Consider the following 15,559-nt stretch of genomic DNA (forward strand, 5'->3'; position numbering starts at 1 on the left):
TGTGACTAGTGGCTCGCGAGGACCGGAACCTGGATCGTCGCGTCGTGCTCGAGGATCCGTTGGTGAAGCTCCTGCAGGCCGCGGCCGGGCTCCAGGCCCAGCCCGTCGATGAGCGCCCCGCGGGTGCGGCGGTACACCGTCAGCGCGTCGGCTTGGCGCCCGGATCGGTAGAGCGCGAGCATGAACTGCACGCACAGGCGTTCCCGCAGCGGCTCGGTGGCGGTCAGCACCTCGAGCTCCGGGGTGATCTCACGATGTCGCCCGCAGGCGAGCTCCGCGTCGAGCCGGTCCTCCAGTGCGGACAGTCGCTCGTCCTCGATCGCCGCGAGCTCGGACCAACAGATGCCGGTCTCGACCAGATCGGCGAGCGCGCGCCCCCGCCACAGCGACAACGCCTCACGCAGCTGCTCGGCGCCCTGTTCCGCGGCACCGGCGGTGATCGCCTCGCGACCTTCGCGGACCAGCGACCGGAACCGGAACAGGTCGATGGTTCCGGTGGCCACACGCAGTTGGTAGCCCGGCGGCCGCGTCTGCAACGCCGGCGCCAGGTCGTGGTGCCCGGCCAGCAGTCGCCTGATCCCCGACACGGCGTTCTGCACCATCTTCCGCGCGGTCGGGGGTGGCTCGCCGTCCCACATGGCCTGCAGAATCCGGCTGGTCGGAACCACCTTGTTGGCGTTCAGGACGAGATATCCGAGGATCGCTCGTTGCTTCACGCCACCCAGCTCCAGCTGGCCGCCTTTGTCGTCGGTGACTTCGAGACTCCCGAGAACTGAGAAATTCATTGGCTCACTCCGAGTCGGGAAATTCGTCCGATCATGGATCGGCGCGGCCGAGCATCCCATATTCGGTCACTCCGGAGAAACCCCGCAGCCATCGCGCGCCCTCGGGCCGGCCACGCCGCGTGGCCGTTCGCGATCAGACGTACCTGCACGTCAAAGTCCTTCGCGGAGCTCCGTTGTGAATCGCTCACCCCGCACCTGATGACGGCGTCACTTCGGATCCAGGAGCGACGACTCTGCGCCAGGGGAAACCTTCAACGGACGGCGCGTGGCATTCGCGGAGGTCCGAGATGACCTGTGTAGGACACTCAGGCTCGATCGGTTTGCGGGTGAATTGCGATGGGCCGCGGCTACTTTCTCCAAGGCGTGATGAATTCATGATTCGGCGGTGAGAATCCCGACAGGGAACGGTGAGCGACTGCCTTGTCGCGAGCCGGTCGAATCCAGCAAGTTGAGTCGAGCGCTCGCCAACCCGCGAACGCACGACTCAAGGAGACTCAGATGTCGACCACCACAATTGGCATTCTTGATTCCCTGTTCTTCGACGGCGCCGGCGCGCCGACCCACGCCGACGTCAGCATCGATGTGCTCGACAGCTGGACCAATTCGGGCCGGGCTCCGGTCTCGCCCACGACCATCAGCTGGTGCGACGGCACGGCGACCGAGGCCGCGACCCTCGCCGTGTCCTGACCGGCCGGCCCGTTCGAGCAAACAGTGACACGACTTGGAGCCCTCGAGGTGAGCGAGAGATGACCGACACCGATCTGTGGGTACGGCGGTTCCATCCGGCGGCTGATGCCCCCAGTCAGCTGCTGTGCCTACCGCACGCCGGCGGTGCGGCGAGCTACTTCTTCGCGGTGTCACGGGAGCTCTCGCCAGAGATCGACGTGCTGTCCGTCCAATACCCGGGCCGGCACGACCGGCGCACCGAGCCGTGCCTCGACTCCATCTCCGAGCTCGCCGACCGGCTGGTGGCCGCCTTGCGGCCGTTGGCCGGTCGGCCCGTCGCCATCTTCGGCCACAGCCTCGGGGCGACCCTCGGCTTCGAGGTCGCGCGTCGGCTCGAGCGCGACGGCGTCGAGCCGACGGCGCTGTTCGCATCCGGACGGCGCGCGCCGCACCTGCGCAGGCTCGAACGAACACACCTGCTCGACGACGCGGCCCTGATCGCCGACATGCGAAGCCTGGCCGGCACCGACTCCGCCCTGCTCGACGACGACGACGTCCTCAGCATGCTGCTGCCGGCGGTCCGGGGCGACTACTACGCGGCGGAGACCTACGAGTACCAACCGGGACCACGGCTCGGCTGCCCGATCTACTCGCTCGTCGGCGACAGTGACCCGAAGGTGACCGTCGAGGAGGCGAACGCCTGGCGCGAGCACACGAGCGCCGGGTTCGAGCTGGCGGTGCTGCCGGGCGGCCATTTCTATCTCAACGACCACGTCCCGGACATCCTCCGGCGAATTCGCCAGCACGCCTGTGTGCGCGTCAAGGAATCCACTGCGCGATAGGACCCGACATGACCGTTGCCGCGGATGAAGGAGTCGGCCGACCGGCCGAACGACTCGTCAAGCAGATTCTCCAGCTGACCTTCCGGTTCCGTCGTCTCCAGCGACCAGACGACCCGTGCGGCGCGGAGCCGTGTGCCACCTGCTTCGCCGTGCACGACGAGCGGGTCCGGCACTACCTCGACCGAGGAGAGCCGCTCCACTTCGTACTGCCGGCGTTCCCGGCGAAGTCCCGCAACCCGGGCAAGGTGGTCGGCTCGCTGCCCGATCTCGGCGAGCGGATCTCCATCGAGTTCCTGCAGTCCTTCTGCGAACAGCTGAGCCATCTGCATCCGCCCGGCGCCAGGATCGAGATCTGCTCGGACGGCCACGTCTTCTCCGACCTGCTCGACATCCCGGACGACGACGTGACCCGGTACCGCGTCGAGCTGCAACGCATCATCGACTCGATCGGCGCGGGCTCGGTGCGGCTGTACTCGCTCGACGACGCGTTCGGCCCGGACTCCTACGACGAGATGCGCGAGCTGCTCGTCGCCCGGTACGCCACGCCCGTCGACGAGATCCGCGCGGAGGTGCGTACCGACCTCCAGGCCAGGTCGCTGTTCAACGGGATGCACCGCTTCATGGTGGAGGACCAGACGGCGCTGCACCCGGAGATCAGCCGGAACCGGCTCAGCAAACGCTGCAAGGACCTCGCCTACCAGATGATCCAGCGCAGCAGGGCCTGGGGCGACCTCGTCGGCGACGTGTTCCCGCACTCGCTGCGGCTGTCGATCCACCCGCAGCCCAGTCATGCCGACAAGATCGGCTTCCACCTCATCCGCACCAAGGACAGCTGGCTCACCCCGTGGCACGGCGTGGTCGTCGACGACGGAACGAACATCACGCTGGTCAAGCGGAGCCAGGCCGAGAGCGAGAACGGGTCGCTGATCTGGCGCCACGGTCGCCCGAGCCACTACGCCAACCCACACATCCCACCGGAGGAGATCGCGTCATGACGAGGTCAGATGTGCATGACATCGAGCAGACACCGCTGCGGCCGTTCGGCCGGCTGATGACGGCCACCGATGCGGGTGCGGACCTGCGTGACATCGCGCCGGCCACCCTCGAGCAGTGGACCATCGAGTCGAAGGTGCTCGTGCTGCGCGGATTTCCGTTGCTGGAAAAGGAAGACCTGGTCGAGTACTGCTCGCGCTGGGGCGAGATCCTCACCTGGGACTTCGGCGCCGTCCTCGATCTGGTGATCCAGGAGGACCCGAAGAACTACCTGTTCAGCCGGACCGACGCGCCATTCCACTGGGACGGTGCCTTCGCCAAGGCCGCGCCGAGGTACTTCCTGTTCCAGTGCGTTCGGGCGCCTCGTCCCGGTGGCGGCGGCGAGACGGTGTTCTCCGACTCGAGCGCGGTGCTTCGCCGCGCCGGGGAGGACCTGGTGCGCCAGTGGGCGTCGACCGAGATCACCTACCGGACCGACAAGGTCGGCTACTACGGCGGCGAGACGGTTTCGCCGCTGCTGGCCGAGCACTCCGCGACCGGCGAGACGATCATGCGCTACGGCGAGCCGATCGACCCGGAGCGCTACCTGAACCCGGTCTGGGTGGATGTCAACGGGATGTCCGAAGTGGATGCCGCGGCGTTCAAGGAAGACCTGCGGGACCGGCTGCACGACCCGGAGGTCTGCTACGCCCACGAGTGGCGCGACGGCGACATCGTCGCGGTGGACAACCAGGCCCTGCTGCACGGCCGCAACGCGTTCCAGGACGACTCGTCCAGGCACCTCCAGCGAATCCAGATCCTGTGAACGGGGGTTGGCGACCATGACTGTCGGACAGTTACGAGAGGGCACCGCGGGAGCGCCATCGCCGGAACCGCTGACCTGGGGTAGCCGAATCCGGTACTCGGTGCGGATCCGGCGAGTCGAGTTCCTGCCGGTGATGCTGGCCATCTACCTGATCCCGGCGCTGCTCTCGGTCGACTCCGCGAGCACGCTAGCCACCGGGAACTTCCTCCTGGTTCTCGTGATGGCTCTGTCGATCATGCACTTCATCGACATGACCAACGCCTACGCGGATCGCGACGTGGACGCGGTGTACAAGGCCCGGCTGTCGCGGTCGGTGTACGGCCTCGGGCTGCGCAACGTCCGCCGACAGATCGCGGTCACCGGCGTCTTCGTGCTCGCCCTCGCCACGTACTTCACCATCCGTACCGGCAACTGGGACCTGCTGCCGCTGGTGGCATTCACCCTCTACATCGGAGCCGGCTACTCGGTTCCGCCGCTGCACCTGAAGAGCTCGGGTGTGTGGCAGATGCCGGGCCTCGCCGCGGTGCTGATCTGGCTGCCGATGCTCATCGTCGTGCGGTCGGTTCCGGGTGAGCTGTCCTGGCCGGTGCTGGCCGCGATCGTCGGCTTCGGGATCAACCAGGTCGGCATCGTGCTGGTGAACACCGCGGAGGACTTGCCGGAGGACGAAGCGTTCGGCATCCGGACCTGCGTGCGGGCGCTCGGCATGACGCGGGCCATGGCGACCGCGGTCGGCATGATCGCGATCGGCGGCTCCACGGTGTGCCTGTCGGTGTTCGCGATCGGAGGCCCGACTCTCGGGATGATCCCGATGGTCGTAGCGATCGGGTTCGCGCTGATGCACGTCTTCGGAACGTGGCGTGGCGTGCGCGGAAAATCCATTGAGGACGCACTGGCGTACCTGCGGCCCCGGGCGAAGCTGGTACCCCTGCAGGTGGCGACCACCGGCTGGGGCACGGTGTTCGCCGCCGCGTTCGTGCTGGCCGGCTGAGCGTCCCGGAGGGCGGGAGATCATGAACAAGGTAGTGCCGCTCGACCAGCTGCGTCTGGGCTTCTCCTGCTACGTGTTCACCACCGACGGGCGACTACTGCTCACGATGCGAGGACACGTGAAGCGGACCTGGTCCGGCGCGTGGACGAACTCGTGCGGCGGTCACCCCGCGCCCGGCGAGCTGCTCGACGGCGCGGTGGCCCGCACGCTGCGGGACGAGCTGGGCCTGCACACGGCGGTGCCCGAGCTGGTCCTGTCCCGGTTCCGGTATCGATCGGAAGGCGAGGACGGCGTGGCGGAGAACGAGCTGTGCCCGGTCTATCGCGTGGTGACCGACGAGTCCCCGAGCCCGGAACCCGGTGCGGTCGGTGATTTCGAATGGGTGGACTGGGTCGACTTCGTGTACGCGGTGGCGAGCAGGGACATCTCGGTGGCGCCCTGGTGCCGGCTGCAGGTGGCCGAGCTCTGCGCCCTCGGCGAGGACCCCACCCGGTGGCCGGTCGTGGCCGACGACCCGGCACTGCCGCTCGTCAGTTGACCGTTCGCGGCCGAACTGCGCGACTTCATTGGAGAACCACGATGGTCACCTCATCGGACAAACTCGTCGAGGCACTACGTGAGTCGTTGAAGGAGAACGAACGGCTCCGGCGACGCAACCAGCAACTCGACGCCGAGGCGCGCGAGCCGATCGCGATCGTCGGCATGGGCTGCCGGTTCCCCGGTGACGTCCGGTCCCCGGACGACTTGTGGCGGCTCGTCTCCGACGGTGCGTCCGGCGTCTCGGACTTTCCGACCGATCGTGGCTGGCCTACCGACGAGTTGTACGACCCGAACCCGAACGTGCCCGGGAAGACCTATGTCCGCCGAGGCGGGTTCGTCCACGGTGCCACGGAGTTCGACGCGGAGTTCTTCGGGATCAGCCCTCGAGAGGCGCTGGCCATGGACCCGCAGCAACGACTGCTTCTGGAGACCGTCTGGGAGGCGCTGGAACAGGGCGGAATCAGGCCGAGCTCGCTGCGGAGCAGCCGCACCGGCGTGTTCGCCGGGTTGATGTACCACGACTACGTGTCGGACTATCACGGCCTTCCCGACGCCGTACGGGGACTTCTGGTGACCGGGACGTCCGGCAGCGTGCTGTCCGGCCGGATCGCATACAACCTGGGCCTCGAGGGACCAGCCGTCACGGTGGACACGGCCTGCTCCTCGTCGCTCGTGACGACGCACCTGGCGGTTCAGGCGCTGCGCAGGCGGGAGTGCTCGCTGGCGCTCGCCGGCGGTGTGACGGTCATGGCGCAGCCGTACACCTTCATCGAGTTCTCCCGACAGGGCGGGCTGTCCAAGGACGGCAGCTGCCGGTCGTTCGCGGCGTCCGCGGACGGGACCGGGTGGAGCGAGGGTTGCGGGGTCCTCGTGCTGGAGCGGCTGTCCGACGCGAGGCGCAACGGCCACGAGATCCTCGCCGTCGTCCGGGGGAGTGCGATCAACCAGGACGGTGCGTCGAACGGGTTGACCGCACCGAACGGGCCGTCGCAGCAGCGGGTCATCGGCCAGGCGCTCAAGGACGCCGGACTCACCTCCGCCGCGATCGACGCGGTGGAGGCGCACGGCACCGCGACCACGCTGGGCGACCCGATCGAGGCGCAGGCTCTGCTGGCGACCTACGGGCAGGACCGGCCTGCCGACCGTCCACTGTGGCTCGGCTCGGTGAAGTCCAACCTCGGCCACACGCAGGCCGCCGCCGGTGTCGCCGGCGTGATCAAGATGGTCATGGCGTTGCGACACCAGACGCTGCCGGTGACCATCAACGTCGACGAGCCGACGCCGCGGGTCGACTGGTCGGAGGGCGCGGTCGAGCTGCTGACCGACTCCCGGCCCTGGGAGCGGGGCGACCACCCGCGCCGCGCCGGGATCTCCTCGTTCGGGATCAGCGGCACCAACGCGCACGTGGTCATCGAGGAGTCGCCCGCGGACGACGGTGAACGTGGCGAACCGGTCGCGCCGATGCCGGCCGTGCCGTGGGTGCTCTCCGCACGGACCGAGGAGGCGTTGCGAGACCAGGCCGACCGTCTGTGGAACCACGTGGACGGCCGGACCGAACTCGACACCGTCGATGTCGGGTACTCCCTGGCCACCAGCCGCGACGTCTTCGAGCATCGCGCGGTCGTCGTCGGCAGTGACAGGGAAGAGCTGTTGTGGGCGCTGGACGGGTTGAGCGAGGGCGAGCCGGGCGCGGGCGTGGCCCAGGGCGACACGCGCGGGGTCGGCGGGCGGCGCCGGGTGGCGTTCCTGTTCACCGGCCAGGGTGCGCAGCGGGCCGGCATGGGCCGGGAGCTCTACGAGTCGTACCCGGTGTTCGCCGCGGCGTTCGACTCCGTGTGCGAGCACCTGGACCCCCTGCTGGAACGGCCGATCGCCGACGTGATCCGGGACGGCGAGGGGCTGGACGAGACCGGCTACACGCAGCCGGCGCTGTTCGCGCTGGAGGTGGCGCTGTTCCGGCTGGTGAGCTCCTGGGGAGTGATCCCGGACCTCGTCTGCGGCCATTCGATCGGGGAACTGGTCGCGGCACACGTGTCCGGCGTGCTGTCGCTGGCCGACGCGGCCGCCATGGTCGTGGCCCGCGGGAGGCTGATGCAGGCACTGCCCACCGGTGGCGCCATGGTCGCGATGCAGGCCACCGAGGACGAGGTACTGCCCCTGCTCGACGAGGACCCCGGCCGGGTGAGCATCGCCGCGATCAACGGCCCGTCGTCCGTCGTCGTCTCCGGCGACGAGGAGCCGGTGCTGGCCATCGCCGCGCGCTTCGAGCGGCAGCGGCGCGGGGTCAAGCGGTTGGCCGTCAGCCACGCGTTCCACTCGCCGCGGATGGACGCGATGCTGGCCGACTTCCGCGACGTCGCCGCCAAGGTCTCCTACGGAGAGGCGCGGATTCCGGTCGTGTCCAACCTGACCGGAGGGCCGGCCACCGCCGAACAGCTGTGCTCACCGGACTACTGGGTCGAGCACGTACGGGGCACCGTGCGGTTCCACGACGGGATCCGCACGCTCGTCGAGACGGGCGTCACCACGTTCCTCGAGCTGGGGCCGCACGGGGTGCTGTCCGCCATGGGACGGGAGTGTGTCGCCGACCTGTCCGGTGTGGACGGCGGACCCGAGCTGGCCGACGTGTCTTTCACGCCCGTCCTGCGCCGGGATCGCGCGGAGCCCGTCGCCGCGTTGACAGCGCTGGGTGAGCTGTACGTCCGGGGGGCCGCGAACGTGGACTGGCCGGCGTTCTTCGCCGGCAGTGGCGGGAACCGCGTGGAGTTGCCGACCTATGCGTTCCAACGCGGAACCTACTGGCTGACGCCCACCGGGGGGCGCACCGATGTGCGGGCGGCCGGACTCCGGCCCGCCGACCACCCGCTGCTGGGCGCGGTGCTCACCGCGGCGGACTCGAACGGGCTCGTGCTGACCGGCCGGCTGTCCCCAGAGACTCACCCGTGGCTCGGCGAGCACCTGGTGCGGGACGTGCCCCTGGTGCCCGGCGCGCTGTTCGTCGAGCTGGCCATGTCCGCGGGAGTGGACGCCGGTTGCACGTACCTCGACGAGCTCACGATCGAGCGTCCCCTGGTGCTGCCGGACCAGGGGGGCGTCCGGTTGCGCGTCGACCTGTCCGGTTCGGATGACTCGGGACGCCGCACGGTGAACGTGTACGCCCAGCCGGACGATCCCGATGACGAGGACCCGCAGTGGGTCCGGTACGCGACGGGGACGTTGTCCGCCGAGCAGGCCGAGCCCGCGCCCGAGACGACCACCTGGCCCCCGGCCGGGTCCACGCCGATCGGCGTCGGCACCCTGCCGGACTCCGTCTACGACACCCTCGCCGAGGCCGGGAACACGCTGGGTCCGGCGTTTCGTTGCGTGCGCTCGGCATGGCGTTGCGGAGACGACGTCGTCGCCGAGGTCGCTCTGCACGACGCGCTCGAGGCCGATGGGTTCACGATCCATCCGGCACTGCTGGAGGCGACCTTGCACGCCACCGTGCTCGGTGAGTTCGCCGGCTCCGGAAACCTGCCCGTCCGCTGGACCGGTGTGTCACTGTCCACCACCGGCGCCACGGCGCTGCGGCTGCGCATGTCGGCCGCCGGCGCCGACCAGGTCACGCTCTCCTTGACGGATCCCGCCGGCGCACCCGTCGCCAACGTCGAGTCGGTGCGGCTGGCGCCGGTCTCCGCGGAACAGCTCACCAAGGCCGCCGGCCACGGCGACCTGCTGTTCACCATGGACTGGAACGAACTGCGGACCACGACCCGTACCACGCCACGAACCTGGGCGGTGCTGGGCGACGACGACCACTGGCCGGACGAACTGGGCGCCACGCGGCACGCCGACCTGGCGGCACTGGCCGGCGCGATCGACCGCGGGGCCGAGGTGCCAGAGATCGTCGTCCTGCCGTGCTCCGCCACGGCGGACAGTGAGGTCGTCCCCGCCACGCATGCCATGACGCAGGGAGTCCTGCACGTACTGCAGGACTGGCTCGCCGACGAACGGTTCGCCGGCTCCCGCCTCGTGGTGCTCACCCGCCGGGCGGTGCCGGTCGGTGACGACGGCGTCGACGACCTGGGTTGCGCCCCGGTGTGGGGACTCGTCCGCAGTGGACAGTCCGAGGATCCCGACCGGTTCGCCATCGTGGACCTCGGCGCAGACGACATCCGATCCGACACGCTGGTCGCGGCCATGGCGTCCGGCGAGCCGCAGGTGGCGATCCGTGCCGGCGAGGTGCTGGTGCCGCGGCTGGCCCGGCATACCCGCGACGATGTTCATGCTCGCCGGCCGCTGACCGATCCCGGGCGAACCGTGTTGATCACCGGTGGTACGGATGCCATCGGCGCCGCGCTGGCACGCCACCTGGTCACCGTGCACGGCCTGGAACATCTGCTGATCACCACCAGCCCCGGCACCGACGCCGATGACGAGGCCCTGGCCGACGAACTGGCCGAGCTTGGCGCGCAGGTCCGCGTCGCGTCGTGCGATGCCGCCGACCGGCAGTCGCTCGCCGAGCTGCTGGCCTCGATCCCCGCCGAACGGCCGCTCGGCGCGGTCGTCCACGCGGCGGCGGCGCTCGACGAGGGGCTGCTCGGCTCGTTGGACGAGACGAAACTGCACAACGTGCTGCGGCCCAAGGTCGATGCGGCGTGGCACCTGCACGAGCTGACCCGCGACTGCGACCTGTCCGCGTTCGTGCTGTTCTCCTCGGCGGCCGGACATCTCGGCGGTCCCGGCCGGGCGAACAGCGCGGCGGCCGACACCTTCCTGGACGCGCTGGCCACACACCGCAGGGCGAGCGGGCTGCCCGGCACGTCCGTCGCATGGGGTGTCTGGGCCGAGAGTCCCGATCAGGCCGCACATTCGGACGACGCCGTGGTCGCCAGGATGTCTCGCGACGGGATGGACCCCCTCACCGTCGAGCAGGGCACCAGCACGTTCGACGCCGCGCACGGCGCCACGGCGCCCGTGCTCCTCGCCGCCAGGATCAACGTCGCCGCACTCCGCCGCAACGCGGAGGTAGGCGCCGTGGCACCGCCGCTGCTCGGACTCGTCGGCGCCGGCAGCAAGCGCGGCAAGCGAGTCGGCACCACACGGGACCGCGCGCGCCTCGACCGGCTGGCCGAGCTTGCCGCGCCCGAGCGGGAACAGGTCGTGCTGGACGTGGTCCGGACCCAGGTGGTCGGCGTCCTCGGGCACGCATCGGCCGACAGCATCGACCCCGAGCGACCGTTCAAGGATCTCGGGTTCGACTCGCTGACCGCGGTCGAGCTCCGGAACCGGCTGACCGCGATCACCGGACTGCGTCTGGAGCCGACCCTGGTGTTCGACCTGCCGACGCCGGCGGCACTGGCCGACTACGTGCGGACCGAGCTCGTCTCCGACGACGCCGAGGCGCCCATGGCGGCAGGCGCTCCGGTCATGTCCGAACTGGACCGACTCGCCGCGACGCTGGCGACCGTCCCGGACGACGCGGCGATCAGGACGGATGTCACCGCCCGGCTCGAAGGACTGCTGGCTACCTGGAAGGCCGCGCGGACCGAGAACAAGCCGGACGGGCTGAAGGCGCGCATCGATTCGGCCAGTGTCGACGACCTGTTCAACCTCATCGACACCGACCTCGGGAGGGCGACGAGCGCATGACCGCAACGAACGAGTCGGCGAACGAAGCGAAGCTCGTCGAGTACCTCCGCCGCGTCACCGCCGACCTGCACGAGACCCGGCAGCGCCTGGCGGCGGTCGAGTCTGCGTCCGGCGAGCCGGTCGCGATCATCGGGATGAGCTGCCGCTACCCGGGCGGGGCCAACACAGTTGAGCAGTATTGGCAGAAGTTGCTCGACGGGCTCGACGCCGTGCGAGAGGTGCCCGCCGATCGCTGGGACGCCGCGGAGATCTACGCCGAGGACCGTTCCGCTCCCGGCAAGGCGTACACCCAGCGGGCCGGTTTCGTCGACGACGTCGCCGGCTGGGACGCGGAGTTCTTCGGGCTGTCCCCGCAGGAGGCGAGGCGGCTGGACCCACAGCACCGGCTGCTGATGGAGCTGGTGTGGGAGGGCCTGGAGGACGCCGGTCTCGCCCCGGATCGCTTGCGTGGCACCAAGACCGGTGTCTTCGTCGGGCTGATCGACTCGCAGTGGGTGGACCGGCAGTCCGATGCCGAGGGACGCGACCTCGTCAACGATCCCTACGTGGCGCTCGGTAGCGCGCAGGGCGCTTCGGCGGGCCGCATCGCTTACCACTTCGACCTGCGCGGCCCCACTCTGACGATCGACACGGCGTGCTCCTCTTCGCTCGTGGCCACCCATCTCGCGGTGCAGAGCCTGCGGCGCGGCGAGTGCGACGTCGCGGTCGTGGCCGCCAGTTCAGCTATCCTGCACCCGAACACGTTCATCGCGGGCTGCAAGATGAACATGCTCGCCTCCGACGGCCGCTCCAAGGCATTCGACGAGTCCGGCGACGGGTACGGGCTGGGGGAGGGCGGCGGCATCGTCGTGCTGCAGCGTGCCTCCGACGCGACCTCGAACGACCGCCGCGTCCACGCGTTGATCCGCGGGTCCGCGGTGAACCAGGACGGGCGCAGCAACGGGCTCACCGCGCCGAACAAGCAGGCGCAGGTCGCGCTCCTGCGGTCGGCGCTCACCGCCGCGGGTGTCGGCCCGGACGACCTGGATCTGCTCGAAGCGCACGGCACCGGCACCGCGCTGGGCGACGCGATCGAGTTCAGCGCGCTGCTCGAGGTCTTCGGTGGCCGGGTCGCCGAGCACCCGCTCCTCGTCGGTGCGGTGAAGACCAACATCGGCCACCTGCACGCCGCGTCCGGGCTCGCCGGACTGATCAAGTCGGTGCTCGCCCTGAAGCACGGCGAGGTGCCGGGCAACCTGCACCTCGACAACCCGATCTCGGTCGTCACCTCCGACGGTCCCGTACAGCCGATCCGGCAGCGACAGGCGTTGCGCCGCAACGAGGATCAGCCGCGCCGGGCCGGCGTCAGCTCGTTCGGCTGGTCGGGGACCAACGGCCACGTCGTCATCGAACAGGCGCCCGAGGCGCCGCGACCGGCGGAGCCGGACGCGGGTTCGATGACCGCGAGCCTCCTCACGCTGTCCGCCGACCGTCCGGAAAGCCTCGCCCGCACCGCGGCCGCCCTCGCCGACCACCTGGAGTCCACAGCGGACATCGAGCTGGCCGACATCGCCTACACCACCCAGACCGGCCGGTCCGGGCTTCGCTACCGCCGCGCCCTGCCGTGTGCCGACGTCGCCGACGCGGTGACCCGGCTCCGGCGTGCTGACGTCGCGGAGACCGAGCCCGTCGGGGTGACCAAGCCGGTCGTCGGGATGGTGTTCCCCGCGGCGAGCGATGACGTGCCGGGCCTCGAGTTCTACGAGACGCAGCAGGCGTTCCGCGCCGCCGTGGACGAATGCGCCGAGCTCGTCGCCGGGCACGGCATCGACCTCCGCGAGGTGCTCTCCGGCACGGGCCACCGGCACCTGCGGGCGTTCGTGCACGGCTACGCGCTCGCCGCTACGCTTGGGTCGCTGGGCGTCTCGCCCACCGTGGTGTCCGGCACGGGTGCCGGCGAACAGGTCGCCGAGCTCGTGGCCGGCCGGTACGGGCTCGCCGACGCGCTGAGGCTGGTTCGCTGCCACGCCACGGGACAGGACCCGGCGGCGGAGCTCGCCTCGATCGAGCCGCGGCCGCCGAGGATCACGGTGGTCGACGGCTTCGTCGGGATCGCCGAGCCGGCCAGTCCGGTGCTCGTCGCGGGCGCCGATGCCGAGACGCCGGGCCCGGTCGTCCCCTTGCTCGACGTGCGGGCGGCGCTAGGCCGGCTGTGGGAGCTCGGGGTTGCCGTCGACTGGCCGGCAGCGTGGCCGACACCGCGACGGGTCGCCGACCTGCCCACCTACTCCTTCGAGCGCACGCGGTTCTGGCCCGAGCTGGGCCGCGGCGCGGTCAACGCACCACGTGGCGCGGCCGCGCCGCGCCGGGAGGAGCCTGTCCGGGAAGTCCGCTGCCATGCGCCCTCCTGGCGGCGCCACGACGCGATGCCGCCCGTGACCCCGGCGCCGACGGGAACGTTGCTGGTCTTCGGGGCGGATGACGAGCCGGCCGAGTCGGCCACCGCGGCGGGTCACCGGGTCGTGCGGGTGGCGCCGGGCGACCGTTACGCCCGCACCGGCGACACGCGCTTCACCATCGACATCACCGACCCCGAGCACTACCGGCTCGTGCTCACCGAGCTCGACGAGGAAGCGGGCCCACTGCGGGTCGTGCACACGTACGCGGGCACCGACACCACCGAGGCGGCGCTCGACTCGGGCTTCTACAGCCTGCTGTGGCTCAGCCAGGCGATCGGGCAGGCGCTGCCGGACCGACCGGTCGAGTTGGTGGCCGCGACCGCCGGTGTCTTCGACGTGCTCGGCGGCGACGCTCGCAACCCGGTGCAGGCCACCGTCTCGGGACTGTGCCGGGGAATCGACGCGGAGTACCCGAACATTCGTTGCCGCAGCGTCGACCTGGACACCCCGGTGGGCGCGTCGACGAGCGCGGCGGCGCTGCTGCGCGAGGTCGAGCTGCTCGCCGACGACCACACCGACGACGGCGTGGACGGTCTGGTCGTCGCCTGGCGTCGCGGTCGCCGCTGGCAGCGAACGTTCACGGAGGTGGCCATCCCGGCCGGCACCGAGCCGGAGCGGGCCTGGCGGCCGGGTGGCAGCTACCTGATCACCGGCGGCCTGCGCGGTCTCGGTCTGTCGTTGGCACAGCGGCTGGCGCCGCTGGGTACGAAGCTCACGCTCGTCGGCAGGACCGAGCTGCCCCCGGAACCGCGCTGGGACGACTGGCTGGCCGAGCACGGGCCCGACGACGAGATCAGCACCATGGTGCTCGCGGTCCGGGCGCTGCGCGACGCAGGCGCCGAGGTCCTCCCGTTGGCCGCGGACGTATGCCGTCCCGACCAGGTCGACCGGGCGATCCGGACCGCGCGGGATCGGTTCGGCGAGCTGCACGGCGTCGTCCACGCCGCCGGTGTGTCCGGCGGCGAGCGGCTGGCGAACATGACCGGACGGCAGGCGGCCGAGGTGCTGGCGCCGAAGATCGGCGCGACGTTGGCGATCGCCGACGCGCTGCGGGACGATCCGCCGGAACTGCTGGTGCTCTACTCCTCGGCCATCGCGGCTCTCGGCCGCCCTGGCGAGACCGACCACGGCGCCGCGAGCTGCTTCCTCGACGCGTTCGCGGCTTCGGACGCGCTGACCGAGAAGGTGGCCACGCGCGTGGTGTCGGTCGGCTGGGGACCGTGGCGGCAGGAGAGCCGGCAATCGGGTCCGGTGGACGCGATGCGCGATGCCCACCTGCGCCAGTATCGCGAGGACTTCGGCATCACCGTGCCCGAGGGCGCCGACGTCCTCGCCGGGATCGTCACCGCCGGACCGGCGCACGTCGTCGTGCTGACCCAGCCGTTCGCCGACGCCGCCGAGCGGGTGGCGGCGCTGGCCACTGTGGCGGCCGAGCTCGACGCGCCTGCGGCGGGTCCGAAGTACCCGCGACCCGACCTGCGCACGCCCTATCTCGCACCGCGCACGGACACCGAGCGGCGCATCGCCGTGGTGTGGCAGGACTTTCTTGGCATCGAGGAGATCGGCGTGCACGACCCGTTCTTCGAGATCGGTGGCACGTCGATGATCGGGCTCGGGGTCGTGAACCGGCTCAACAAGGACTTCGGGATCGAGCTCGCCGCGGCGAGCGTGTTCGAGCGGCCCACGGTGGCGGAGCTCGCGGCAACGATCGCCGAGATCGATCCGCGATCCGACTCGGTGCCCGAAATCGCGTCCGCGCCGCGACGCCGACGACGCGGACCAGGAAGCCCGGAACGAAGGACGGCGTGATCGAGCAACTGTCCTGATCGGACGAAAGGATTTGAGATGGCTGGCAAATGCCCTGTTCA

8 protein-coding genes and 1 pseudogene are annotated in these 15,559 nt (G+C 70.5%); 8 read left to right on the forward strand and 1 reads right to left on the reverse strand.

The genetic code is table 11. The features are described 5' to 3' along the window. Positions 1–5: 5 nt before the first annotated feature. Positions 6–785: an AfsR/SARP family transcriptional regulator gene (locus ACRDSK_RS00395; protein ID WP_431437786.1), complete on the reverse strand. Its 780-nt coding sequence runs from the start codon at positions 783–785 to the stop codon at positions 6–8. 498 nt (positions 786–1,283) lie between these two features. Here ACRDSK_RS00395 and ACRDSK_RS00400 point away from each other — a divergent pair, with 498 nt between their 5' ends. The 8 genes and pseudogenes from ACRDSK_RS00400 (at position 1,284) to ACRDSK_RS00435 (ending at position 15,500) form a co-directional block, all read left to right on the forward strand. Next, positions 1,284–1,472 carry a hypothetical protein gene (locus ACRDSK_RS00400; protein WP_431437787.1) on the forward strand — a complete coding sequence of 63 codons (189 nt, stop codon included), beginning with the start codon at positions 1,284–1,286 and terminating at the stop codon, positions 1,470–1,472. Between the two features lie 59 nt (positions 1,473–1,531). Continuing rightward, entirely contained in the window at positions 1,532–2,293 is a 762-nt protein-coding gene (locus ACRDSK_RS00405) for a thioesterase II family protein (protein WP_431437788.1), read from the forward strand. An 8-nt stretch (positions 2,294–2,301) separates the two neighbouring features. Beyond that, positions 2,302–3,288: an L-tyrosine/L-tryptophan isonitrile synthase family protein gene (locus ACRDSK_RS00410; RefSeq protein WP_431437789.1), complete on the forward strand. Its 987-nt coding sequence runs from the start codon at positions 2,302–2,304 to the stop codon at positions 3,286–3,288. Beyond that, positions 3,285–4,091 carry a TauD/TfdA dioxygenase family protein gene (locus ACRDSK_RS00415; protein ID WP_431437791.1) on the forward strand — a complete coding sequence of 269 codons (807 nt, stop codon included), beginning with the start codon at positions 3,285–3,287 and terminating at the stop codon, positions 4,089–4,091. The genes ACRDSK_RS00410 and ACRDSK_RS00415 overlap by 4 nt, the downstream gene beginning before the upstream one ends. A gap of 16 nt (positions 4,092–4,107) precedes the next feature. After that, the gene (locus tag ACRDSK_RS00420) at positions 4,108–5,082 is read left to right on the forward strand and encodes a prenyltransferase (RefSeq protein WP_431437792.1); all 975 of its coding nucleotides are present in this window, start codon (positions 4,108–4,110) and stop codon (positions 5,080–5,082) included. A gap of 22 nt (positions 5,083–5,104) precedes the next feature. Continuing rightward, the gene (gene idi, locus ACRDSK_RS00425) at positions 5,105–5,620 is read left to right on the forward strand and encodes an isopentenyl-diphosphate Delta-isomerase (RefSeq protein ID WP_431437793.1); all 516 of its coding nucleotides are present in this window, start codon (positions 5,105–5,107) and stop codon (positions 5,618–5,620) included. Positions 5,621–5,673: 53 nt separating this feature from the next. After that, positions 5,674–11,253: pseudogene (locus tag ACRDSK_RS00430) on the forward strand (SDR family NAD(P)-dependent oxidoreductase); the annotation flags it as partial. After that, complete coding sequence (locus ACRDSK_RS00435) at positions 11,250–15,500, forward strand: SDR family oxidoreductase (protein WP_431437794.1); 4,251 nt, start codon at positions 11,250–11,252, stop codon at positions 15,498–15,500. The pseudogene ACRDSK_RS00430 and the gene ACRDSK_RS00435, both read left to right, overlap by 4 nt. The last annotated feature ends 59 nt before the right edge of the window (positions 15,501–15,559 follow it).

It is taken from the genome of Actinophytocola sp. (assembly GCF_050699915.1).
In the GTDB taxonomy this organism is placed as follows: Bacteria; Actinomycetota; Actinomycetes; order Mycobacteriales; family Pseudonocardiaceae; genus Actinophytocola.

Coding starts and splice junctions, on each gene's coding strand:
- ACRDSK_RS00395 (WP_431437786.1), bottom strand. CDS start 785: ATGAATTTCTCAGTTCTCGGGAGTCTCGAAGTCACCGACGACAAAGGC.
- ACRDSK_RS00400 (WP_431437787.1), top strand. CDS start 1,284: ATGTCGACCACCACAATTGGCATTCTTGATTCCCTGTTCTTCGACGGC.
- ACRDSK_RS00405 (WP_431437788.1), top strand. CDS start 1,532: ATGACCGACACCGATCTGTGGGTACGGCGGTTCCATCCGGCGGCTGAT.
- ACRDSK_RS00410 (WP_431437789.1), top strand. CDS start 2,302: ATGACCGTTGCCGCGGATGAAGGAGTCGGCCGACCGGCCGAACGACTC.
- ACRDSK_RS00415 (WP_431437791.1), top strand. CDS start 3,285: ATGACGAGGTCAGATGTGCATGACATCGAGCAGACACCGCTGCGGCCG.
- ACRDSK_RS00420 (WP_431437792.1), top strand. CDS start 4,108: ATGACTGTCGGACAGTTACGAGAGGGCACCGCGGGAGCGCCATCGCCG.
- idi (WP_431437793.1), top strand. CDS start 5,105: ATGAACAAGGTAGTGCCGCTCGACCAGCTGCGTCTGGGCTTCTCCTGC.
- ACRDSK_RS00435 (WP_431437794.1), top strand. CDS start 11,250: ATGACCGCAACGAACGAGTCGGCGAACGAAGCGAAGCTCGTCGAGTAC.